11 protein-coding genes are annotated in these 24,614 nt (G+C 50.5%); 8 read left to right on the top strand and 3 right to left on the bottom strand.

The genetic code is table 11. The features are described 5' to 3' along the window. Window positions 1-23 precede the first annotated feature (23 nt). A complete protein-coding gene (locus tag G8768_RS15945; protein WP_166843250.1) occupies window positions 24-1,079 on the bottom strand; it encodes a methyltransferase domain-containing protein in 1,056 nt (351 codons plus the stop codon). 136 nt (window positions 1,080-1,215) lie between these two features. On the opposite strand from G8768_RS15945, the gene G8768_RS15940 reads away from it, so the two are divergent. From G8768_RS15940 to G8768_RS15905, 8 genes are all read left to right on the top strand, one after another. Further along, on the top strand, window positions 1,216-2,349 hold the full coding sequence (locus tag G8768_RS15940) for a MalY/PatB family protein (protein ID WP_166843251.1): 1,134 nt from the start codon (window positions 1,216-1,218) through the stop codon (window positions 2,347-2,349). A gap of 705 nt (window positions 2,350-3,054) precedes the next feature. Further along, a complete protein-coding gene (locus G8768_RS15935; RefSeq protein WP_167202786.1) occupies window positions 3,055-16,296 on the top strand; it encodes a retention module-containing protein in 13,242 nt (4,413 codons plus the stop codon). A 167-nt stretch (window positions 16,297-16,463) separates the two neighbouring features. Beyond that, window positions 16,464-16,943 carry a glutathione peroxidase gene (locus tag G8768_RS15930; RefSeq protein WP_166844919.1) on the top strand — a complete coding sequence of 160 codons (480 nt, stop codon included), beginning with the start codon at window positions 16,464-16,466 and terminating at the stop codon, window positions 16,941-16,943. A gap of 32 nt (window positions 16,944-16,975) precedes the next feature. Beyond that, a complete protein-coding gene (locus tag G8768_RS15925; RefSeq protein ID WP_166844921.1) occupies window positions 16,976-17,434 on the top strand; it encodes a MarR family winged helix-turn-helix transcriptional regulator in 459 nt (152 codons plus the stop codon). 346 nt (window positions 17,435-17,780) lie between these two features. Next, window positions 17,781-19,316 (top strand): 2-isopropylmalate synthase, encoded by a 1,536-nt coding sequence (locus G8768_RS15920; protein ID WP_166844923.1) that lies wholly within the window; start codon window positions 17,781-17,783, stop codon window positions 19,314-19,316. 144 nt (window positions 19,317-19,460) lie between these two features. Then, window positions 19,461-20,354, top strand: coding sequence for a hypothetical protein (locus G8768_RS15915; RefSeq protein WP_166844925.1), 894 nt, complete (start codon window positions 19,461-19,463; stop codon window positions 20,352-20,354). Window positions 20,355-20,366: 12 nt separating this feature from the next. Next, on the top strand, window positions 20,367-20,822 hold the full coding sequence (rimI, locus tag G8768_RS15910; RefSeq protein ID WP_166844927.1) for a ribosomal protein S18-alanine N-acetyltransferase: 456 nt from the start codon (window positions 20,367-20,369) through the stop codon (window positions 20,820-20,822). A 167-nt stretch (window positions 20,823-20,989) separates the two neighbouring features. After that, window positions 20,990-22,216, top strand: coding sequence for an acetyl-CoA acetyltransferase (locus tag G8768_RS15905; RefSeq protein ID WP_166844929.1), 1,227 nt, complete (start codon window positions 20,990-20,992; stop codon window positions 22,214-22,216). Window positions 22,217-22,342: 126 nt separating this feature from the next. Here G8768_RS15905 and G8768_RS15900 read toward each other — a convergent pair whose 3' ends face one another. Together G8768_RS15900 and G8768_RS15895 are read right to left on the bottom strand one after the other, a co-directional pair. Further along, window positions 22,343-23,530, bottom strand: a complete 1,188-nt coding sequence (locus G8768_RS15900; RefSeq protein ID WP_208020191.1) for a pyridoxal-phosphate-dependent aminotransferase family protein — start codon at window positions 23,528-23,530, stop codon at window positions 22,343-22,345. A 59-nt stretch (window positions 23,531-23,589) separates the two neighbouring features. Beyond that, a complete protein-coding gene (locus G8768_RS15895) occupies window positions 23,590-24,555 on the bottom strand; it encodes an asparaginase (RefSeq protein WP_166844931.1) in 966 nt (321 codons plus the stop codon). Window positions 24,556-24,614 lie beyond the last annotated feature (59 nt).

Here is a 24,614-nt window from a genome sequence, read left to right as displayed (position 1 = left end):
TTAACTGCGTCTAAGCGCCGGGCCTAGCAGCAACCGCCTCCCGAATCGCTTTCATTGGGGGCCGCGACCCGATCATAGGGCAGGCTGCTTCCGCAACCTTCGAAAATGCCGAAGTGCTGATCCCAGCTGCCATAGAACTCAAAGTACTTGGCGAAACGGCTTTCATTGAGCATTCGATAGGTGTTTCCGCAAACCGGGAACAGTCGACCTTTTTCAATAAGGTGGTGCTTGTCCAGTGTGAACTGTTGCTCCTGTTCCTCAATACCACCGAGGTATTTTACGGCCTGGCCGTAATCTTCGCAGGCGGGCTCCAAGTCATCGATCTTAAACAGGCGATAGGTTGCTGAGTAAAAGCCAATGTGGCCAATACGCTCGATTACGGAGTCGTTGTTGAGGCCTAATGGTCGATCTTCAACCAAGCGGGGGTCAGCAAAACCGCAGTTTTTAGCGAGGTTATGGAAATCATTCCAGTACAGAGCACCGCTCAGGCATTCGCCATACAGCTCCGGGTCCTGCCGCAGGGATTCTGGCACGCGACGGTCGCTGTAGACATCCGAGAAATACATTTCGCCGCCTTCCTTGAGCAGGCGATGGCAGTGTTTCAAAACCGCTTCTTTGTCCTGACAGAGATTGATCACACAGTTTGATACGATCAAATCAAAACTGCCGGGCTCCAGATTCAGCTCGTCGAGTTGCTCTAGATAGCCTTTGTGGAATTCTACGTTGGATTGCTCATAGCCAAAGGCTTCGGCATGGTATTCGCGATGGCGGCGAGCGATGGCCAATTGCTCGTCGGTCATGTCAACGCCGACAATATAGCCGCTTTTGCCCACCATAGCGGACAGCGTGTACACGTCCATGCCCGAGCCCGAACCCAGGTCGAGAATTCTAAGGCCATTGATTTCCTGGGGAATAATCAGGCCACAGCCGTAATAATGGCCTGAAACCTCAGGGTGGATCTTCTTTTGAATCTCCCGGATATTTTGAGGGGGAGCTTCCAGGGTGCAGCAGGCATCGGTTTTCAAATCCTCGCTGCCAGCCAGAGTTTTTCCGTAATACTCTTTAACGTCTTCGCGCATTGGTGCATACCTTTCGCATTCTGCAATAATGGCAGGCACCATAGCCCTACTGCTTGCCCTGTGCAAGACGGTAGCCCTATGATTTGTGTCATTCTTTACTCACAAAATTATCACTGGCATCGCTATAAGGCTCGTAATGACTTCAGTATTTGATACCCGGATTGAAAGAGACCCAAAACATTCCATGAAGTGGAAACGCTACGACGGCAGAGACATTATTCCCTGTTGGGTCGCCGACATGGATTTCGCCGTCCCGGCTTCTGTTCAGGAAGCAATGATGGATTTTAATCAACATGGGGTATATGGCTATTTAAATCCGGAGGATTATGAAGAGGGGCGGGCGGCTATTGTGGATTGGTTGGAATATCGCCACGGTTGCCGAATACCGGAAGAATGGATCGTCTGGATGCCGGGTGTGGTTCCGGGCTTTAATATTGCCTGCCGAGCATTCACCGAAGCCGGAGAGGGAATTGTCGTGCAGACGCCTAATTACCCGCCCATTTTAAACGTTCATAAAAACCATCAGCTTGAGAGTCTGACGGTTCCTGTTGTGCAAGATGAACATGGGCCAGCATTGGATTTTGAGCGGCTATCGCAACAGGCGGCGAGCAAGCACTGCAAGATGATGATTTTGTGTAATCCAATGAATCCCAATGGCAAAGTGCTGAGCAAGGAGAGTTTGCAGCAGCTTGCTGACATTTGTGAAAAAAACGATTTGGTTTTAGTCAGTGATGAAATTCATTGTGACTTAATTCTTGAGCCGGACGTACAACACACACCCGCGTTCAGTCTGGACTCTTTACAAGAGTGTTCGGTAACTTTGATGTCCGCAGCTAAGACATTCAATATTGCCGGTTTGGGCGTGTCCTTCGGGATTATTCCAAATGCACGTTTGCGCCGACGCTTTTTGCAGGCAGCTAATGGCTTGGCGCCCTGGGCAAATGTATTAGGGCTGTTGGCGACAACGGCGGCCTTTAATGGCGGGCGTGAATGGCATGCCGAGCTGATCAATTATTTACGTGTAAATCGCGATTATTTGTTCGATGCCGTTGGACAACTTCCTGGATTATCAATGCAAAAATCGGAGGCAACCTTCCTGGCTTGGTTGGACGCCCGAGGTCTGAATGCCGATAACAATCAGCAATGGTTTGAAGAGCGGGGTGTTGGACCTTCTCCCGGTGTGGATTTTGGTGCCGCCGGATTTGCCCGAATTAATTTTGCCTGTCCTAAAAGCCAGCTTGAAAGGATTGTGGAAAGGTTGCAGCCTTAAAACCAATGGTCTCTAATTGGAAAATTTTGTCTTTTAATGTGCAGTGATTGCTCTGAAATCACTGCATGTTTTTCTCGATCTACTAACGGCAACTATTGTTGTAGCATTTAAAATCCACACTCCAAACTCTAGTCAAAAGTGCTAACTCAATTCGTCGCTTTGGTCCTTTCGCCTTGTCCAAATCTACCATTTATATTTAGCTCTGGTAGCTTCGTATGGTTTTCATGCGGAGCTACTTGAACCTGTCCGGCCACTTAATATGATTCGATTGCCGGCGTGGTACATATCACGTTCGCGGTTGGTCCAAGGAGTTAAAACAGCATGGAATTTTGCAGTAAAAGAAGCCCTTAACATGCAGTGTTATCAAGTCTCGTTTCTTTTAGTGCAACAAGTGGATAGTTCTCGTTAGTCATCCAGCCTTTCCCCTTTCCTTGCTGGCTTTTATTCAGTTTATGTTCATCAGCCGATCCGGTTTCCGGTGCGCAGAAATTACGAATCCGCACAAATTATTTCAGCTTTGCCCAATGTTGGTGCAAGGGCTGTTGGAGTTGCTGCAAGGCCATTGTTGAAATTCGGTCGACACAAACCGTTTGTCAGCTCGCTTTGCTCAGGGAGTGCAGTTGCCAGAAAAAAGCAACTGCTTTTGGCTGTACCGCACTATGCGGGCAGAGAGTAAATCATTATTAGAGCATTCAGGAAGCTGTCATGGTTGATCTATCCATTGGGGTTAGCGCCCAAAACCTTTCATCAGCAGGCGTTGTTGTTGCCATTCAAGGAGCTGTCGACAACCTGACAAATGGAGAGTCTCTGCAACTGGGTGTACCGATACACCTTGGTGATTCGCTGCACACTTCCGACAATGCCAGCGTTGTCGTGCGTTTTCTTACCGGTGGCGCTTTAGCGCTGGGGGCCAACCAGTCGGTATTGATTGATGAGAGCTTAATCGAACGGCTGAAGCAACAAGGCAGCCAAACGCCTGATCAAGAAGAAAGTATCGACTTTGCGAGTTTGATTGAAGCAATCGAACGTGGCGAGAGTATTGAAGAACTGCTTCCTCCGACAGCTGCGGGTGATGATGGCGGGGCGGGTGGCAGCGCTTTGGCTGGCGGTGTACGTTTTGAATATACCGGTGGCCAGGTTTTACCCGTAACTGGGTTCGATTCATCTTCGGCTTCCCAGTTCGACAGCAATGCGGCAACGAGTATTGATAACTCAACGGATGATTTGGGTATTCCGGCGCCGGGTGCATTGGGTTTTATTACCGTTGTGCAGGATATCAATGGCGACGGCTTTATCAACGTAACTGAAAATGATGGCCAAGTAACGGTAACTATCGAATTGCCAGATAATTTGTTCCCTGGTTCGACGGTTGTTGTAAATGGTGTTGAAGCCGATATCACACAGGCGGATATTGACGCTGGAAGCATATCGGTCAATCTGCCGCTCCCTGCAGATGGCGAGACGATCGATATTATTGCGACGCCATTCAATCCTGCGGGCACTGCCGGTGACTCGGTCAGTACCACTATCACTATTGATATTTCTGAGCCGCTGCTCACTATTGATCCGCTTCCACCAGGAAATGACACGGCGCCAACAATCAGTGGTACCGGAGAGCCGGGGAATGTCGTAACGGTAACGGACCCGGATGGTAATGTGATTGGAACCACTACGGTTGATCCTGAGGGTGGCTGGCAGGTAACACCTGCGAATCCGATTGAAGAGCCTGGAACTCAAATTACCGTTACAACCGAAGATCCTGCGGGTAATTCAACCACCTTGGTTGAAGACATCGTAATTGATACCACCGCTCCAGGAGGCGGTACCGAAAAGCCAACCGTCTCAATTCCCGAAGCGCAAGACGGCGTGAATAAAGAAGAGTTTGATGATGGCATTCAGGTCCAGGTTGGATTGCCTTCAGGTACTGAGCCCGGTGATGAAATTATTGTCACCGTAACGACTCCAGATGGCGAAACTACCGAAATGACGTTTCCGGTAAACCCTGACGGGGCTGGCAATCAGGAAATTACCATTCCAGTGAACGCGTTGCCGTCACCTCCTGATGGGAATTACACGATTGAAGTCACAGTGGTTGACCCAGTTGGCAACGAAAGTTTGCCGAGCGATCCGGTCAGTATTTCAGTGGATACCACTGCCCCTGGAGAAATAGCCCCTGGCGTGCCTGGAGACATTCCAGCGCCAATCGTAACAATTCCAGAAGCTGTTGATTCGGTTGATGAACAAGAGCTGGCAGATGGCGTACAGGTGCAAGTGGTACTGCCAACGGGTACCGAACCCGGTGATACCGTCACTGTTTCTGTGAGTTTGCCCGACGGCAGTACAGAAACCATTGACTATGCGGTCAGTCCAAATGATGGGGCATCGGTTGAAATTACCGTTCCTACAAATATTCTCCCCGAACCCCCGGATGGTGATTATCAGGTTACGGTAGTTGTTACTGATCAGTCGGGTAATGTGGGGGAAAGCAGTGATACTGTTCCTTTCACTGTAGATACTGTCGATCTCACGGCACCGCCATCGCCGCAAATTTCTTTTGTGGAAGACACCAATAAAGACGGTTACGTCAACTTCGAAGAATCAAGTGCAAATACAGATGGTGAGGTAGACGTTGTTATTACCTTGGCTTCGGGGACTCCGCTTGGAAGCACATTGTTGGTCATCATTGATGGCAATGAAGCCTCCATTCCCGTAACGGCTGTGATTTTATCGCAAGGGCAAACGACGATAACGGTTCCCCAGCCTGATGATGGTAGCGAGTTAACAGTATCAGCCCGCGTTACAGCTCCCAACGGTGTTGATAGTCCTGAGGTTGAAGGCTCCCTTCTGATTGACGTCACGGACTTTAAAGGTGCGAGTCCCGCCTTGTCGGTGGAATTGCTTACAGATGCGAATGATGATGGTTCAATCACATCGAGTGAACTTCTGTCTTCAAATCAGACGGGTACTGTTGAAGTTCTCATTAATTTACCCGAGGGCAGTCGTGCTGGTGACAAATTAATTATCTCAGCAACTGGGCAGTCGCCACGAGAAATTATTGTTTCCGATGCAGATATCAGTGCCGGGCGTGTTGAGATTGCTGTCGATGCTTTAGATCATGGTCAAACTTTAGAAGTTACCGCTCAAATTTTTGATGCGGCAGGTAATCAAAGTGATGAGGTTCGCGATTCAGCGACCATGGACTTGCAGCCAATGGGTGCTCCGCTCGTTGTTTTTGTGGATGACAGCAGCGGCAATGGTGAAGTGAATAATGACGAGGTCGCCGGAAAAACTGAGCTCACCGTTGATATTATTCTGCCTTCGGATGTGGAGCCGGGCGATAAAGTTATTGTTGATGTTAATGGCGTTGAGACAGAAGTTCCGCTGACGCAGCAAATGGTCGATGATAAAAAAATCACGGTTATGGTGCCGACACCTGATGATGGTGAAACTGTAACAGTTAAAGCGAAAGTGGAAGATGCAGCGGGTGAGCAGGGCCCTGAAGGGGAAAATGAAGTCACCGCTAAAACACCGGATCTTAATACTGGTTTGTCAGTTTCGGTCGTTGAAGACAGCGATGACGACGGTGTTTTAACTCAGGCAGAGTTAGGTGGAGCAAGCATCATTACAGCAGACGTTCAATTGCCACCGGATGCAAGCGAAGGCGATACGCTGGTTCTTGAGGTCAATGGTAATCCTCGCACGATTACACTCACCAACAATGATATTCAAAATGGCTCGGTAGCGGTTGAAGTACCTGCACCAGCACCAAATCAAACGGTAGAGTTTTCTGCTGAAATTCATGACGACGCAGGCAACAGCTCGGATCCTGTCAGCGATAGTGTGAATATGGAATCTGTTACTGTCGCAGGTGCACCATCGATTAAGTTTATCGATGACAGCGATGGTGATGGTTATTTGAATGAAGACGAAGCCAATGGGCTTAGTGACTTGAGTGTTGAGTTCACATTACCTTCGGGTTTGTCAGCCGGTGATGAGCTTGTGCATCAGGTGGATGGCGGCACTGAAGTGAGAACAACGCTGACTCAAGCAGATATTGATGCGGGTCTAGTGAGTGTTTCCATTCCTGTTCCTCAGGATGGTCAGACCTTGGAGGTTGCTGCTTACGTCGAGCAGTCAGGTGTAGCAGGCCCAAGCACTGAAGCGTCGATCAGCGTTGATACTTCTGATTTGTCGAACGGCCTTGATGTGACCATTGTTGAAGACAGCAACAATGATGGCCGACTGAGTGCTAGCGAGGCACAGGGTTCGCTCAGCGTTCGAGTTGAATTGCCTGCCGATGCTGAAGCTGGCGATACATTAGTGCTCAATGATAACAACGGTGCTCCGCGTGTTGTGACAGTGAGTGATGCGCAGATTGCCGCAGGAGAGGTACTGGTTGACTACCCGATGCCTGCAGAAGGCACTTTGTTTGAAGTGACTGCGAAACTCAATGATGCGGCTGGTAACACCTCCCTTGAAGTAAATGATTCGGTTGAGGTGGATACCAATGGTTTGTCTGCACCACAAATCCGTATTGTCGATGATAATGCGCCTGACGACGGTGTATTGAATGATGCGGAGTTAAGCGGAAAGAGTGATATTACCGTTGAAGTCACTCTGCCTATCGGTGTAGAAGTTGGTGATACCTTGGTGTATCAGGTCGATGGAGGGCCAGAACAGAGTCAGGTGATTACCCAGGATCAAATTGATGCAGGTCTTGTTGAAGTCAGCTTGCCGGTGCCACCTGATGGTTCCACTCTGGAGCTTGAAGCTTCGGTCACAGATTCAGCCGGGAACCCGGGTGAAAAAAGTAATTTGGAAGTGACAACCGATACCAGTGATCTAAATACCAATTTGTCGCTCACTATTCTTGAAGACACTAACAATAACGGTGTGATCAGTATTCAAGAGCAAAATGGTGCCATCGATGTTCGAGTTAATCTGCCGCTTGGCGCGCAAGCGGGCGATAGCCTTCGAGTGGAAGCTGCCGCAAATACACCGACGCTGGTCACATTAACGGCGGAACACATTGCGGATGGCTATGTCGATCTCGCCTTGAACTCAGTGAGTCAGGGCAACGATTTTGTGGTGTCAGCGAGTGTGAGTGATGCCGCAGGTAATGTTTCTGACCCGGTTACGGCTACAGCACTTGTCGAAGGGCAAACGCAAGCGAAGCCCAGTATTCGCATTGTTGAAGATGCCGATGGCGACGGCAAGATTACATTGAATGAAATTCAAGGGCAGGTCGATGTAGAGGTTACGCTTCCAGCGACCGTGCGAGTTGGTGATTCAGTTGTTCTTAAAGCGAGTAACGGTGAAGAGTTTTCAGAGGTGGTCTCTCAGGCGGACCTTGATCGTGGCTCCATCACCTTTGAAGTAAGTCCTGTTGCGGACGGTGAAACCTTAAGTCTTGAATCCTATATTGAAGATGCCAACGGCAGTGCTGGGGAATCAGCAAACGAGTCTGTTGAGTTTGCTACGTCTGCCAGCGCTGCTCCCGTTGTTACCGGTATTGTTGATGACGTGGAACCTGTGGCAGGAACATTACAGAGTGGTGAGACAAGTAATGACAGCCGTCCCGTATTGGAAGGCTTGGGAGAGAGCGGCGATACCATTAATGTATTCCAAGATGGGAACCTTATTGGCAAAACAACCGTTCAACCGAATGGGACGTGGCAATTCGAAGTGCCTGAACTCAGCGACGGTGATTTTGTATTTACGGCGAGCAGTACTGATCAGAATGGCAATGAAAGTTCGCAGACCGCACCGTTTGAATTTACTCTGGATACTAGAACTCCAAGCGTAATTGAAAACTTTGTTGGTACCGATGATGTCGGCCGAGTGACGGGCCCGATTGCAAACGGCAGCACAATCGATGATGCCGCACCAACCTTCAGCGGTGAAGTACAAGCGTCCGAACAAACCGCTGGTTCTACGGTGACCCTGATCGTTCGTGATGAGAACGACAATATTGTTCAGACCATTGAAGATATTCCATTAACTCAAGGTGCGAATCCAGGCGATCCTGCAACGTGGGAAGCCACGCCTGAGCCTGCTTTGGCCAATGGCAATTATAAAGTCTCCGCTGAAGTGGTTGACCCAGCGGGCAATACTTCTTCGGAAACCGCCCCGATTGAATTTACAGTGGATACTACAACGCCGGGTGCGCCGAGCATTGTTCGAGTTATCGATAACGAACCGACGGGCGAAGAAGAGATCAGCCATCAGGGTATCACCAATGATACTACTCCGACCGTTGAAGGTACCGGCCCCAATAATGCCAAAGTGACCTTGTACAGTGCAGACCCAAGTGGTTTGACCGACGCCGAAAAAGCCGCGATTACCTTGGGCAGTTTCGACACCGGTTCAGATGGCAACTGGTCGATCACCCCATCAGCATTGCCGGATGGTAACCACACCTTCTACGCCGATGCCGAAGCGGCCAACGGAGAAATCAGCCCGGCTACCGGTCCGTATTCAATCGAGATTGATAGCAGCATACCGACCCCGCCCGATGTGGGGGCTCCAGGTGTGTTAATTGCCGAAGACGACCAAGGTGCTGTCACCGGCCCAATCAACAATGGCGACACCACCGACGATTCCAATCCACGTTTGCACGGTCAGGTGTCTGAACCAAACGGTCAGGTCACAATCATTATTGATGGGGGTACCCCGAACGAAACAACGGCGACCGTTGATGCCGATGATCAAGGCAACTGGGAGTACACACCGAGTCTCGGTGATGGTGAACATACTGTTCAAATCGCGGTGACCGATGAAGCGGGCAACGGCCCCAGTGCGCCAAGTGATCCATTGACGTTTACGGTTGATACCAGCGGCGTAACGGTCAGCATTGATAAAGCCGTTGATGATGTGCCGACACCAGGTGCACCGGCCAACAGCACGGAAGACATAAGCGACGGTGGTCTCACAAACGACAACATGCCGATGATTGTGGGCTCCGCCAAAGTGGGCGCCGAAGTGACCTTGGAAGTAAATGGCCAAACTTATGGCCCGGTTACCGCTGATGGTAATGGTCAGTGGCAAATTCAAATCACCGATGCATTACCGGAGGGGCAAGTTACTTTCACCGCAACCGCTCAAGATGCAACGGGCAACGACGTTATTGATACGTTTGTTTTGGATGTCGATACTACGGCGAGTGCAGAACCGATCATCAACAATGCACAAGATAACGTCGGTGAAGTACAGGGCGTACTTAACGATGGCGATTCCACCGACGATAACGTTCCTCAATTAAACGGTACCGGCACGCCGGGTGAAACCATCCGTATCCACCAAGACGGCAACGTAGTCGATGAAGTGACAGTTCAGCCGGATGGTTCCTGGACGTACACACCAACCACCGCATTGCCCGAAGGCGAGTATGAGTTTACCGCCACCACGGTTGATGAAGCGGGTAACGAATCGAACCCAAGTGATGGTTTCACTGTTATTGTGGATCGTACTGCACCGGAGCCGATTGAAAACTTTGTCGGTACCGATGATGTGGGTCGAGTGACCGGCCCAATTGCTAACGGCAGCACAATCGATGATGCGGCGCCAACGTTCAGTGGCGAGGTTCAGGCTTCTGAAGCGGATGCAGGCTCGACAATTACTTTGATCGTTCGCGATGAGAACGACAATATTGTTCAGACCATCGAAGACATTCCATTAACTCAAGGCGTGAATCCAGGCGATCCTGCAACCTGGGAAGCCACGCCCGAACCGGCACTCACCAATGGTGGCTACAAAGTCTCCGCCGAGATTGTTGATCCAGCGGGCAACACTTCTTCGGAAACCAGCCCGATTGAATTTACAGTGGATACTACCACGCCGGGTGCCCCGAGCATTGTTCGTGTCATCGATAACGAGCCGACGGGCGAAGAAGAGATCAGTCACCTCGGCATCACCAATGACACCACACCAACGGTTGAAGGTACTGGCCCGAATAATGCCAAGGTTACGCTGTATAGCGCAGACCCAAGTGGTTTGACCGACGCCGAAAAAACCGCGATTACCTTAGGCACTTTCGATACCGGAAGTGATGGCAACTGGTCGATCACCCCGTCAGCATTGCCGGACGGTGATTACACCTTCTACGCCGATGCCGAAGCGGCTAATGGTGAGATCAGCCCATCAACGGGACCTTACAGCATTACTGTGGACAGCAGTGTTCCGACGCCACCAGACGTAGGTACGCCCGGTGTGTTAATTGCCGAGGATGATCAAGGTGCTGTCACCGGCCCAATCAACAATGGCGACACGACCGACGATTCCAATCCACGTTTGCACGGTCAGGTGTCTGAACCAAACGGTCAGGTCACAATCATTATTGATGAAGGCACGCCGAACGAAACAACGGCCACCGTTGATGCCGACGATCAAGGCAACTGGGAGTACACACCGAGTCTCGGTGATGGTGAACATACTGTTCAAATCGCGGTTACTGATGAAGCGGGCAACGGCCCGAGTGCACCAAGTGATCCATTGACGTTTACGGTTGATACCAGTGGTGTAACGGTCAGCATTGATAAAGCGGTGGATGATGTGCCGGCGCCAGGAGAGCCTGCCAACAGCACCAGCGATATCAGTGATGGTGGCTTGACCAATGACAATATGCCATTGATCGTGGGCTCAGCGAAGATCGGTTCGGAAGTGACCTTGGAAGTGAATGGCCAAACCTACGGTCCGGTCACCGCGGATGGTAATGGTCAGTGGCAAATCCAAATTACCGATGCATTACCAGAGGGTCAGGTTACCTTCACCGCAACTGCTCAAGATGCAACCGGTAACGACGTTACTGATACGTTTGTTTTAGATGTCGATACCACTGCAAGCACTCAGCCTGTTATCAACAATGCACAAGACAATGTCGGTGAAGTGCAAGGCGTTTTAAATGACGGTGACTCCACCGATGATAATGTGCCTCAGTTAAACGGTACCGGTACGCCGGGCGAAACCATCCGTATTCACCAAGATGGCAATGTTGTGGATGAAGTCACGGTTCAACCGGATGGGTCTTGGACCTACACACCGACAACGGCGCTACCTGAAGGTGAGTACGAGTTTACCGCCACCACTGTAGATGAAGCGGGTAATGAATCGGACCCAAGTGACGGTTTCACCGTTATTGTGGATCGTACTGCACCGGAACCAATCGAGAACTTTGTCGGCACCGATGATGTCGGTCGAGTGACTGGCCCCATCGCAAACGGCAGCACAATCGATGATGCGGCCCCAACCTTCAGTGGTGAAGTGCAGGCTTCTGAGGCGGATGCGGGATCGACGATTACTCTGATCGTTCGCGATGAGAACGACAATATTGTTCAGACCATTGAAGATATTCCGCTTGTTGCCGGTCCGACTTCTGGTGATCCCGCAACTTGGGAAGCAACGCCTGAGCCGGCTCTGACCAATGGCAATTATAAAGTGTCTGCCGAAGTGGTTGACCCAGCGGGCAACACCTCTTCGGAAACCGCCCCGATTGAATTTACGGTGGATACCACCACACCGGGTGCGCCGAGCATCGTTCGAGTTATCGATAACGAACCGACGGGTGAAGAAGAGATCAGTCACCTCGGCATCACCAATGATACTACTCCGACCGTTGAGGGTACCGGGCCTAATAATGCCAAAGTGACGCTTTATAGTGCCGATCCGTCAGGACTCAGTGATGCCGAAAAAGCCGCGATTACCTTGGGCACTTTCGACACCGGTTCAGATGGCAACTGGTCGATCACTCCGTCAGCATTGCCGGACGGTGATTACACCTTCTATGCCGATGCCGAAGCAGCTAATGGTGAGATCAGCCCATCAACGGGACCTTACAGTATTACTGTGGACAGCAGTGTTCCGACGCCACCAGACGTAGGTAGTCCCGGTGTGTTAATTGCCGAAGACGACCAAGGCGCCGTCACCGGCCCAATCAATAATGGCGACACCACAGACGATTCCAATCCGCGTTTGCACGGTCAGGTGTCTGAACCAAACGGTCAGGTCACGATTATTATTGATGGGGGTACCCCGAACGAAACAACGGCCACCGTTGATGCCGATGATCAAGGTAACTGGGAATACACACCGAGTTTGGGCGATGGCCCTCACACCGTTCAAATTGCGGTGACCGATGAAGCGGGCAATGGTCCGAGTGCACCAAGTGATCCATTGACGTTTACGGTTGATACCAGTGGTGTAACGGTCAGCATTGATAAAGCGGTGGATGATGTGCCGGCGCCAGGAGAGCCTGCCAACAGCACCAGCGATATCAGTGATGGTGGCTTGACCAATGACAATATGCCATTGATCGTGGGCTCAGCGAAGATCGGTTCGGAAGTGACCTTGGAAGTGAATGGCCAAACCTACGGTCCGGTCACCGCGGATGGTAATGGTCAGTGGCAAATCCAAATTACCGATGCATTACCAGAGGGTCAGGTTACCTTCACCGCAACTGCTCAAGATGCAACCGGTAACGATGTAACCGACACCTTTACGCTGGAAATCGATACCACTGCAAGCACTCAACCTGTTATCAACAATGCGCAAGATAACGTCGGTGAGGTGCAAGGCGTTTTAAATGATGGTGATTCCACCGACGACAACGTGCCTCAGTTAAACGGTACCGGTACGCCGGGCGAAACCATTCGTATCCATCAAGACGGCAACGTAGTCGATGAAGTCACGGTTCAACCGGATGGGTCTTGGACCTACACACCGACAACGGCGCTTCCCGAAGGCGAGTATGAATTTACCGCCACCACGGTTGATGACGCCGGTAACGAATCGGCCCCAAGTGATGGCTTCACCATTATTGTGGATCGTACGGCACCGGAGCCGATTGAGAACTTTATCGGTACGGACGACGTGGGTCAGGTTACGGGTCCGATTGCGGACAACAGTACTATTGATGATGTAACGCCAACGTTCAGTGGTGAAGTGCAGGCTTCTGAAGCGGATGCGGGATCGACGGTGACCCTGATTGTTCGTGATGAGAACGACAATATCATTCAAACCATCGAAGATATTCCATTAACTCAGGGGGCGAATCCAGGTGATCCGGCAACTTGGGAGGCGACACCTAATCCGGCATTAGATAGTGGCAGCTATAAAGTGTCCGCCGAAATTGTTGATTCAGCCGGTAATGTTTCGCCTGAAACGGCACCGCTGAATTTCACTGTGGATATCAGCAGTGTCAGTGTGAACATTGAGAAAGCGGTTGATGATGTTCCAGCGTCGGGTCAGCCAGCTGGCAGTACGGAAGACATCGGTGATGGTGGTTTGACGAATGACTCGACGCCATTGATTGTTGGTACAGCAAAAGCGAACTCCGAAGTTACCTTATTGGTGGATGGTGTCAGCTACGGTCCGGTAACGGCCGATAGTAATGGGCAGTGGCAGATTCCGGTGACGACGGCATTGCCAGACGGTACTGCAACATTTACCGCAACCGCGAGAGACAGCGCGGGCAATGAAGCGAGTGATACCTTTACCTTGGAAATTGATACCACTACGCCTGCTGCGCCGCTTACTTTGCAAGGATACGATGATCAAGGTGTGGTGACCGGCAATATCGTTCAAGGAAGTACTATCGATGATGCCGCCCCGGTTTTCAGCGGCCAAGCCGAACCGGGTGCCACCGTTCATATTTACAACAATGATCAAAATGGGAATCAAGTTCGACTGGGCACAACAACGGCCGATGCGAATGGTGATTGGTCCTTGGAAGTTCCATTGCATTTTGAAGCCAATGTTGAAATTCCTTACAGCATCACCGTTACGCAAGTTGATGAAGCGGGTAACGGAGAAAGTGATCCGAGTGCTGCGCTTAACTTCATTCTGAAAGGTGAAATCGATATTGGCATTGGTGGAGACTTTGGTGTTAATGATATCGACAATGACGAGAACACGGTCAGCAGTGAAGGTGTTAGTGGTGATAACGTTGGTATTACCGCGGCACCCGAGAACCTGGGGACGGGTGATGTTGTCATCCAATACTCATTGACGGCGGGCAATACTAACGGCTTGTTCCAGATTCATAATCCGACGGGCGTTGTCAGTTTGGCTCGTGATGCAACTGATGCCGATATTGGTACTTATGAGGTGAGCATCACGGCGCTTACCTTGCAAGGAGAAACGGCAACCGACACCTTTACGATTAATGTAACTGGTAACACCGTTATTGATATTATCGGAGCGTTGGAGCTTAGAGATCGTGATGACACGGCAAATGTCATTACGGATGCTGAAAACGCCGGTGATGGGGTGGGCATTACCGCGACGGTTGATCGGGTGCAAAACGGCGAAGTGCCGATTGGCTATACCTTGACATCGAATCCGAATAACCTCTTTGAAATTGCGCCTAACGGCGAAATAACGTTGGCACGCGATGTGAGCGCTTCGGATGTGGGCAGTTACGACATCGAAGTTAATGTCATCACCAATCAGGGGCGTCAGGCGAGCGAAACCTTCACCGTAACCGTTAATGGTAATACGACGTTAGAACCACTCAGCGATAACGATACTGACAGTAATGCGGTCTATAGTAATGCCGCTGCCGGTTCTCTGGTTGGCTTGACGGCCATCGCTAATGACCCGGATAGCAATCACACTGTGAGTTACCAGCTTGGTGACAATGCAAACGGTCTGTTCGAAATCGATAGCGAAACCGGTGTGGTGACGTTGAGCCGCAGTGTGGAAAGCTCGGACTTGGGTGATCAGGTCATTACTGTCATTGCGGAGTCTTCCGATGGCAGTTCCCAGCAGGAAGATTTCACGATCAACGTTGCAGACCCAACGTATGAAACTTCCAGTAATGTGCTCAGTGGACAGTGGAGTGGGGATGCTGTTGCAAATGGCAGTGCCCAAACTCTTGCCGGCGGTAGTGAAACTTCTGGAACAACAAGCTTCACGGCTGTCGCTGGTCAAAACTATGATCTCAGCGCAACACTTTCCGTGAATGAACAGACGGGGGCGATCGATGTTGCACAGGTTGAGGTTCTTGATCCAGACGGAAATGTTGTTGAAAGCCAGGCTTTGCAATTTAACGGCAATGCCGAGAGTACGGTAAACATTTCAATTGCAGCTGACAGCGCGGGTGAGTACACCGTTCGCGTCAGAAATACCGCTGCTAACAACGGGCTTGATCGTGATCTTTCGATCGACACCATCGCTGTTGCTGGGGCGGATGCAAGCAGATTGATTACACCTCTGGTTCTTGATTTGGATGGAGACGGCACAGAAACCTTATCCATGGCAGAAGGCGTTCGCTTCGATATGAATGCGGATGGCAAACTGGACGCGACAGGTTGGGTGGCCAGTGATGATGCTCTACTGGTTTACGATCGTAATGGCGACCAGATGATTAATGATGGATCGGAATTGTTCGGTGCCGCCACACGCAAAGCAGACGGCTCATTGGCTCGCGATGGTTTTGAGGCGTTGCGAGAATTGGATTCCAATGCAGATGGTGTTTTTGATGCTGCCGATGATCATTATTCCAAACTTCAGCTTTGGCAAGATCTGAACAGTGATGGTCAGGTTCAAAATGGTGAGTTGTTGGCTCTGGAAGACGCTGGTGTGATTAGCATAAACCTGGATGCGAACAGTAACGGTACTGTAGATCACGGCAATATCATTGGTTTGAGTTCAAGTTACCGCGATGCAGATGGTAATGAGCATCGTGTGGATGATGTCTGGTTTGCCTATGATTCCGGGATTTCTGATTCCGTGGTCTCTCCGGGGGCAGGGAGCCTCGATATTCAGGATCTGGTGGCTAACGGTGACAGCGATATTCTCCCAGAGAGCCATAATTCTATTGCTGATATCGAAAATGCAGGCTTCATAGCTCCTCAAGAATCGGCAGATATAGAAGGGCTGATGACTATGGAAGGCTTCGATTCCACAGTGTCAAATCTGGAGGACGCACAAAAAATATTGCTAGATTTCTGATGTTCAGACCCGCGCTCCATGGGTCTGAAGAAAGCAGCTTAGCCCGGCATGCTGGTGTCGGGCATTTTTATGTGATTTAATATTGTGAACAATATAATTGTTGGCTATTTAGTTTTATGCGGAATCGTTGAGATTCACAGAATTATTACGAGTTGGAGGAATTTGCAATGTCTGAGGTTTATCAACACAGTCTGGAAGTCGCGGGTGGTGAAGCCCTGAAACTGTCTGACTATGAAGGAAAAGTTTTGCTGATTGTTAACACCGCAAGTAAATGCGGTTTTACCCCCCAATATAAGGGACTGGAAGCTTTACATCAGGAATATAAAGATAAGGGCTTGGTGATTATTGGTTGTCCGTGTAATCAATTCGCCGGTCAGGAACCCGCCTCAGATCAGCAGATCAATGAATTCTGTGAGTTGAATTTTGGTGTTAGTTTTCCGCTTGTGGCCAAGCTGGACGTCAATGGTGAGCAGGCGCATCCTCTATTCAATGATTTAAAACAAGCTGCACCGGGCATTCTGGGCACTAAAAAGATAAAATGGAATTTTACCAAATTCCTCGTTTCAAAAGATGGCAAAACCGTAAAACGCTTTGCCCCCAAAGATAAGCCTGAATCCATGCGTACAGCTATTGAGGCCCTTTTGTAATGGGGCTACATGCCTCCTGAATAACTACGTTTATGTCCGATTCAATACAAGATGCCGAGCTGCTTTATCTTGATCAGCAGCTTTGCTTTCGCTTATACACCGCCTCCCGCTTGGTGATTAGGGCGTATCAACCCTTGCTCAGGGAGTTGGATATTACCTATCCGCAATATCTGGTTCTGATGCTGATGTGGGAGTGGCGTGACAAAGACCAGAGCTCTGGCACAGTTGGCCAACTGGGGAAACGCCTTCAACTCGATTCCGGTACGCTGACGCCGTTACTGAAAAGAATGGAAAGTCGTGGCCTGGTTCAGCGTCGCCGTGGTGAAGACGATGAACGTGAACGTCATATTGAGCTTACCGATAAAGCCATTGTCATGCGCAAGCAGGCATCTGACTGGATGAGACTTGCCAAAGAGAGTGGCAAGGCTGGGGGTATCGACCTTGAGAGCTTATCCCGAAACCTGGACCTTCTTGTGGAATCATTTTCCTAGAAAATGCTATTTTTTGTGATGTGTATTTTGCGTTAAGCCTTTTTTGTGTATCTTTTTGCAAAATTATCCTAAATTAACTCAATATTTAGGATGGCTATTGATGTGTTTGTGGGCGGCTTGTACTATAAGTGGCAGCTGCAATGGGCAGCCTACAAATTCTATATTAGCCATGAATAGCATTGACCATCCTACAGTTCGCCAAAGCTCCCTGAAGCTATCTTCTCTGCACCTATGGCTGCAGCGACTGCCGCTGCGCGGCTAATATTCTCTCCCCCCGACGTTTACAACATATTTGATCTATTATTTTATTTGGCCCAAGGCCAGGATTTCTTTGGAGTGATTTGCCATGTCTAAGGACAAGTTGGTTATATTTGATACGACCTTGCGCGATGGGGAGCAGAGCCCAGGCGCATCCATGACAAAAGATGAAAAAATTCGTATCGCTAAAATGCTGGAAAAGATGCGAGTTGATGTAATTGAGGCCGGTTTTGCGATTGCCAGCCCCGGTGATTTTGAAGCCGTAAAGGCCGTTGCAGAAACCGTAAAAGATTCCACAGTGTGCAGCTTGGCTCGAGCCATGGGGCCGGACATTTTGCGTGCCGGTGAGGCGCTTAAGAACGCTAACGCTGGGCGCATTCACACCTTCATTGCCACTTCGCCCATCCATATGAAATACAAATTGCAGATGGAGCCCGAAGAGGTGCTGGCCCAGGCGATTGATGCCGTAAAGCGCGCTCGCCAGTTTACCGACGATGTGGAATTCTCTCTGGAAGACGGTTCCCGAACCGAGTTTGAATTTGCCAGCCGTATTATCGAAGCGGTAATCGATGCAGGGGCGAGCACCATCAATATTCCCGATACCGTTGGTTACGGTGAGCCAGCGGAGTATGGTTTGATGTTTAAGCGTCTGATTGAAAATGTGCCGAATTCCGACAAGGCCATTTTTTCCACCCACTGTCACAATGACTTGGGACTCGCGGTCGCCAACTCATTATCTGCCGTCATGAACGGTGTGCGTCAGGTTGAATGTACCATCAATGGATTGGGTGAGCGCGCAGGTAATGCTTCATTGGAAGAGTTGGTGATGGCGGTACAAACCCGACACGATGTTATGCCAGTGCATACCGATATCGACCCGGTTCACATCGTGCCAACCTCCCGCCTGGTTTCAAGTATTACCGGTTTCCCTGTGCAGCCGAACAAAGCCATTGTGGGTGCTAATGCTTTTGCCCACGAGTCGGGTATCCATCAGGACGGTGTTTTGAAGCATCGTGAAACCTACGAAATCATGAAAGCTGAAGATGTTGGCTGGAACACCAATAAGCTGGTGCTTGGCAAGCACTCCGGTCGTGCAGCCGTAAAAGCGCGCTATGAGGAATTGGGCATTCAGTTTGAGGAGCATGGCGAGTTCAATCAGATCTTTCAGGCCTTTAAGCAGTTGGCGGACAAGAAACACGAAATTTTCGATGAAGATTTGCAGGCGCTTGTAGGTGAAGCCCAGGAAGTGGAAGAAACCTATGGCTTCGAAGCGATGGAAATTAGCTGTAAAACCGGGCAAGCACCTCATGCCAAATTGGCAATCCGTGTGGGGGAGCAGGTGATTGAAACCGATTCTGAAGGCAGCGGCCCGGTGGATGCCGTATTTAAAGCCATCGAGAAACAATTCCAGAGCGGTGCCGATTTATTGCTGTACTCGGTAAACGCTATCACCCAGGGTACCGAGGCGGTAGGTGATGTGACCGTCCGACTGGAGCGCAATGGCCAGCTGGTCAATGGGGTCGGCGCGGATACCGACGTGGTGGCCGCGTCGGCCAAAGCTTATCTGCAGGCCTTGAATATGCTGGAGTCCGGTGTTCGTTCTCACCCTCAGCACGGCGTTTGATCGTTAAGCGTCCACTGTTCAAAAGGCTTGGGTCCGGGCCTTTTCCGATAAACCCCGGCATGGAACTCTGTCGGGGTTTTTTCTTGGTTTTCGTCGATTACGGATCGAGTTAGAATAGCGGCTACGAAAATAATCTGTGTTGTTATGTTTGAAACCACCCGCCACCAATACCTCTCTGCTATGGGGATCGACAGCTATATGCCACGCTGTCTGTTACCTAATGCGCCTGTTCCTCAGGAGTGCGAGTGGCCTGTTTCTGTAATAGGTGCAGGAGTGGAACCTGTAGCCGCGGGGGCGCCAGAACAGGCATCACCAATGCCTCAGCTGCAGCAGGCTCCGAGAATGGCTGCGGCTTCAGATCCTGCAACCCAGATGGCCCCAGCAAATCCAACCGCCATTGACGCACCTTCGGATCGAAGGGCAGCTGCGGTAGGGGCGGCAGAGTTATTGGCGGATTTTGAGCCGGAAAAAGCTGCGAAAAAATCTCGACCAGCGCCTGCGGACAAGGCTTCCCTTGATGAAGAAACAAATGCCGAGCCAGTTGAAGCTCTGAATTTCAGTTTGAGTGTCTGGCGTTTTGACGACCTGCTTGTTGTCGACAGCCGTCATAGCGAAAAAGCCCTGCCAACAGAAAAGCTTCTCTTGAGTATGTTGCAAGCTTACGGCTTAAAGCTTGGCAATCTATCCAAAGCACAAGTGTTGCAGTGGCCAATGTTCGACATGCCCCAGGCCGATACCGGTGCTGAGGCGGCCCGTGAAATGCTGGGGGCTTTTCTGGAAACACTGCTCGAACGCCCCGTCGCTAGCTGGTGGTTGATGGGTGAGGATGCGTTTCACTTGTTGCCTGCGGGTATTGTGCCTGAACAGAACAATGGCTTTGGGCACCTGATCAAAACTGAACAGCTGGCGTCGGCCAGTGTGAGTCCGGCCGAACAGCTGATTACCATGCCGAGTTTGGCAGAGATGTTGGAGCGTCCTCGGCTCAAGGCCAGTGCCTGGCGTGCTATGCGCCAGACATTAGCCCGTCACACTGAGTAACGTACTGAGCAAATGTCTGAATTAATTCGTCCGATTCTTGAAAGTGATCTGGCCTCTTTAATTCAGATCGAGCAGCAGGCCCACAGCCACCCTTGGCCAGTGAATCAGTTTTCCAGACGCCTCAATTGCGAACGCCATCTACACGCCTCGCTCGAAATTGGTGGTCAGCTAGCCGGCTACTATGTGGCTTCCCAAATAGCCGATCAGGCTGAGTTATTGAATATTGCTGTGTCGCCTGAGCACCAGGGAAAAGCTTATGGCGCACGTTTGCTGAAACATCTCATTGCGCAGCTTGATCCCAGCATTCAGGAAATTTTTCTTGAGGTGCGGGCGTCAAATGGTTCCGCGATCGGGCTTTATGAAAAGCTTGGCTTCCATCAGCTGGGTTGTCGCCCAAACTATTACCCTTGTCAGAAGAATGGGCGTGAAGACGCTTTACTCTACGCACTGACGTTGAACGTTTCCTGATCGCTGCTGGCTACTCTGAGAAAACTCGACGAATAAAGCCACCTTTTTGTCATCAGATGGTGCTTGCTGGCGTGGCGGCTTTCCGATAATCTTAAGTCTCATAATAAAAGTTATTACTTGGAAGCCTTTTTCAGCCCTTGGGGAACTGAACAATCGGGAGATACAAAATGCCAAACGATGTTTTTATTCTAGGTGGAGCCCAGAGCGACTTTGCCCGCAACTGGTCACGCCAGGGCTTGGAAATTGGTGACATGATGGAGGAGGTGGTGCGCGATGGTCTCAGCGACAGCCAGCTCAATGCTGAGGATATTCAGTGTGCCCATGTCGGTAATTTTGTGGGTGAGCTGTTTTGTGGCCAGGGAATGCTCGGTGGCGTTCTCGCACAAAAAATTCCCGAATTTCGAGGGTTGCCCATTTCTCGCCATGAAGCCGCCTGCGCCTCAGGCAGTATGGCCATTCTTGCCGCAATGGCAGATATCGAATCCGGTCGTTACGAGAGCGCCTGTGTGCTCGGTGTCGAATACATGCGAAATGTCCCCGGTGATAAGGGCGCTGAGTACCTTGGTTCCGCAGCATGGACTGGGCATGAAGGACAGGGGGTCACTTTTATGTGGCCGCATATGTTCAGCGAATTGACGCTGGAATATGAAAAGCGTTATGGCATTGATTACGCGCACTTGGGTGAAATTGCCCGAATCAATTATGACAATGCACGGCTCAACCCCAATTCACAATCTCGCGCCTGGGAATTTGCGGAAGGTGCCTTCGGTGAAAACGATGAATTAAACCCTGTTATCAGTGGTCGTGTTCGCCGAAATGACTGTGGGCAAATTACCGATGGTGCGGCGGTGGTATTTTTGGCCTCAAAAGGTTTCGCTGAAGATTATGCAAAACGAAACGGCTTGGCTCTGGATTCCATTCCGCGTATTAAAGGTTGGGGGCATACGACGGCAGGCATTGCATACGCTGACAAGATTACTGCCAGTGCAGAGCAACAATTGGTATTCCCCCATGTGAATCAGGCCATCCAGCAAGCGTTTAAGCGCGCGAATGTTGAGCTTGAAGCGATCGATGCAATTGAAACTCACGATTGCTTTGCTATGACCGAATATATGGCCATTGATCACTTTGGTATTACCCCTCCGGGTGAATCCTGGAAGGTCATTGAAGCTGGTGATATTGCTATGGGTGGTCGTTTACCGATAAACCCGAGTGGTGGATTAATTGGTTTGGGGCATCCGGTTGGCGCAACCGGTGTGCGCATGATGTTGGATGCCTACAAACAAAGCAGCAATCAGGCCGACAGCTACCAGGTAGCAAACGCAAAAAATATTGCCACGCTAAATATCGGCGGCAGTGCGACAACAACGGCGAGTTTTGTGGTGGGGGTCTAACTCAAGTAAAAGCATTTAGATGAATACGCTTTTTCTTGTTTTTGATGCTTGCTTGTTTTGAAGCTTATGAGTTAAACAGTTTCAAAGCCTCGGATGCGCCCGAGGCTTTGAGGGCACAGCGTTACGTTACTGCTGAACTGTATCGTAGTGTGCCATAGCGGCTGCAACGGCGGCACCGCGCTCATGATTCGCTCCTTGTGCTGCCAGTACATTGTCCAATGCGCTCAAGCACAACAAAACATTTTCCTGGTAACAGGCTTGGCCCATGAGGCCGATGCGCCATGCTTTGCCAACGAAGGCACCAAGGCCAGCACCGATTTCCAGATCGTATTGCGACAGCAGTGCTGAACGTACTGCAGCGTCTTCAATGCCCTCTGGAATTTGTACCAAATTCAATTGTGGTAAACGGCAAGACTGGTCAACCAGCATGTTCAGGCCCATGGCCTCCAGCCCTTTTACCAAAGCTTCATGGTGGAACATATGGCGTTCAAAGGCTAAATCCAGGCCTTCTTCCTCCAGCATCAGCAGTGATTCGTGCAGGGCATACATCGCATTTACCGGTGCGGTATGGTGATAAGCACGTTTGCTATCGCCACCCCAATAGCCCATAACCAATTGCATATCCAGGAACCAGCTCTGCACCTTGTGCTGACGGTTTTGAATGGCTTCAACGGCTTTCGGGCTGAAAGTTACCGGTGAAATACCGGGTACACAGGACAAGCATTTTTGTGAGCCAGAATAGACGGCATCTGCGCCCCACTCATCCACTTTTAATTCGATACCACCCAAAGATGTTACGGCATCCATAATGCTCAGCGCATTGTTATCGGCGGCAATTTTACACAAAGCCGCCGCGTCACTTTCAACGCCGGTTGAGGTTTCCGCGTGAACAAATGCCAGAACTTTGGCATCCGGATGTGCAGCAAAAGCGGCGCTAACTTTATCGACACTGACTGGTGTGCCCCAGTCGTCTTCCACCATGATGGCGGTAGCACCACAACGCTCTACATTTTCTTTCATACGGCCGCCAAACACACCGTTTTGGCAAACGATGGCTTTATCGCCAGGGGCCAGCAGATTGACAAAACAGGCTTCCATACCGGCTGAACCCGGTGCGGAAATGGGGATGGTGAGTTGATTGTCCGTTTGAAAAGCCATTTGCAAAAGGCCTTTGATTTCGTCCATAAGCGTGACGAATTCCGGGTCGAGATGGCCAATGGTTGGGCGGCCAAGTGCCGCTAAAACTCGAGGGCTAACATCGGAAGGGCCTGGGCCCATCAAGGTTCTTTGCGGAGGATAAAAGGTTGTTGCCATGGTGTTTCCTATTGTCTTTATCGTACTTGATGTATTCAGTTCTTTTTATGGCAGCGGCATTATTCGCTGCGTATTTCGCCGGCCAGATTTTCGCACATCGCGTCACCCAGCGTTTCACCTTCAAGCCCTTGCGCCAGAAGGATATGGGCCTTCGCAAAGGCGGCTTCCAGATTGATATCGCCAGCGTGTCTCACGCCGCAACGACTGAGAATACTGCCTGTGGCATAGCAATCCTGTTGCACACCTCCGTGACGGCATTGGCTGATATTGAACAGGCAAATGCCTCGCGCTTTGGCGCTCTCCAGTTCGTTCACCAGTGCCGCGTCGGCGGCGGGTATATTACCTGCCCCAAAGCTCAGCAACAAAACTAATTTGAGCTTGTCTGTGGCCAGGCTTTGGCGGATAGCCTGTGCACTAATACCGGGGTAGAAATAAATAATACCAACGCTTTCGTGTTGCTCCTGGGAAATGGAGCCGGTGTATTGAAAGGCTTTGTTGGGAGCTTGTCCTTTGCCGTTATCATTCACAAAAGCGTGAAAATCCCGACTGCTGGCTTTGTGGCAGCGGTTTGCAGGTAACAGTTCGCCACCAAAATACAGGCCGACTCCTGAGTAGCCCGCATCCCGGCTGCGCAATGCACCGATAAAGTTATCGACAGCATCGTTTTCCGGCAGTAGTAAAGGAACTTGTGATCCGGTAAAAACAATGGCCTTGTCACTGCCCGCGAACATATAGGACAGGGCGGCTGCCGAGAAAGCCATGGTGTCAGTGCCATGAAGAACAATATAGGACTGATAGTCGCGATGCTGGCTAATCGTATCGGCCAGTCGCTGCCAGTCACTGGGGGTGGCGTCTGAGCTGTCGATCAGTGGTCGCAGGCTCAGAAAGTCGAAATCGGCCATTTGTTCATGGGATGCCAGAGCGTGACGCAAATTGCTTTCCAGTTCCTCGTTCGGCGCTAAGCCGTCGGGTCCCGGCGCCATACCAATGGTGCCGCCAGCGTAGATTACAAGCGTATGGTGCATAGTCAGATTCCTAATGTAGGCCGGGTTTGGGAAGTGCATTTAAACAAGGCAGATTTTAG

It is taken from the genome of Pseudoteredinibacter isoporae (genome assembly GCF_011602085.1).
Lineage (GTDB): Bacteria > Pseudomonadota > Gammaproteobacteria > Pseudomonadales > Cellvibrionaceae > Pseudoteredinibacter > Pseudoteredinibacter isoporae.
The sequence above is the reverse complement of the archived record's forward strand: the minus strand, read 5'-3'. Positions and strand labels throughout refer to the sequence as shown.

Excerpts from the sequence above, each read along its gene's own strand:
- G8768_RS15945 (WP_166843250.1), bottom strand. The coding sequence starts at position 1,079 with ATGCGCGAAGACGTTAAAGAGTATTACGGAAAAACTCTGGCTGGCAGC.
- G8768_RS15940 (WP_166843251.1), top strand. The coding sequence starts at position 1,216 with ATGACTTCAGTATTTGATACCCGGATTGAAAGAGACCCAAAACATTCC.
- G8768_RS15935 (WP_167202786.1), top strand. The coding sequence starts at position 3,055 with ATGGTTGATCTATCCATTGGGGTTAGCGCCCAAAACCTTTCATCAGCA.
- G8768_RS15930 (WP_166844919.1), top strand. The coding sequence starts at position 16,464 with ATGTCTGAGGTTTATCAACACAGTCTGGAAGTCGCGGGTGGTGAAGCC.
- G8768_RS15925 (WP_166844921.1), top strand. The coding sequence starts at position 16,976 with ATGTCCGATTCAATACAAGATGCCGAGCTGCTTTATCTTGATCAGCAG.
- G8768_RS15920 (WP_166844923.1), top strand. The coding sequence starts at position 17,781 with ATGTCTAAGGACAAGTTGGTTATATTTGATACGACCTTGCGCGATGGG.
- G8768_RS15915 (WP_166844925.1), top strand. The coding sequence starts at position 19,461 with ATGTTTGAAACCACCCGCCACCAATACCTCTCTGCTATGGGGATCGAC.
- rimI (WP_166844927.1), top strand. The coding sequence starts at position 20,367 with ATGTCTGAATTAATTCGTCCGATTCTTGAAAGTGATCTGGCCTCTTTA.
- G8768_RS15905 (WP_166844929.1), top strand. The coding sequence starts at position 20,990 with ATGCCAAACGATGTTTTTATTCTAGGTGGAGCCCAGAGCGACTTTGCC.
- G8768_RS15900 (WP_208020191.1), bottom strand. The coding sequence starts at position 23,530 with ATGGCAACAACCTTTTATCCTCCGCAAAGAACCTTGATGGGCCCAGGC.
- G8768_RS15895 (WP_166844931.1), bottom strand. The coding sequence starts at position 24,555 with ATGCACCATACGCTTGTAATCTACGCTGGCGGCACCATTGGTATGGCG.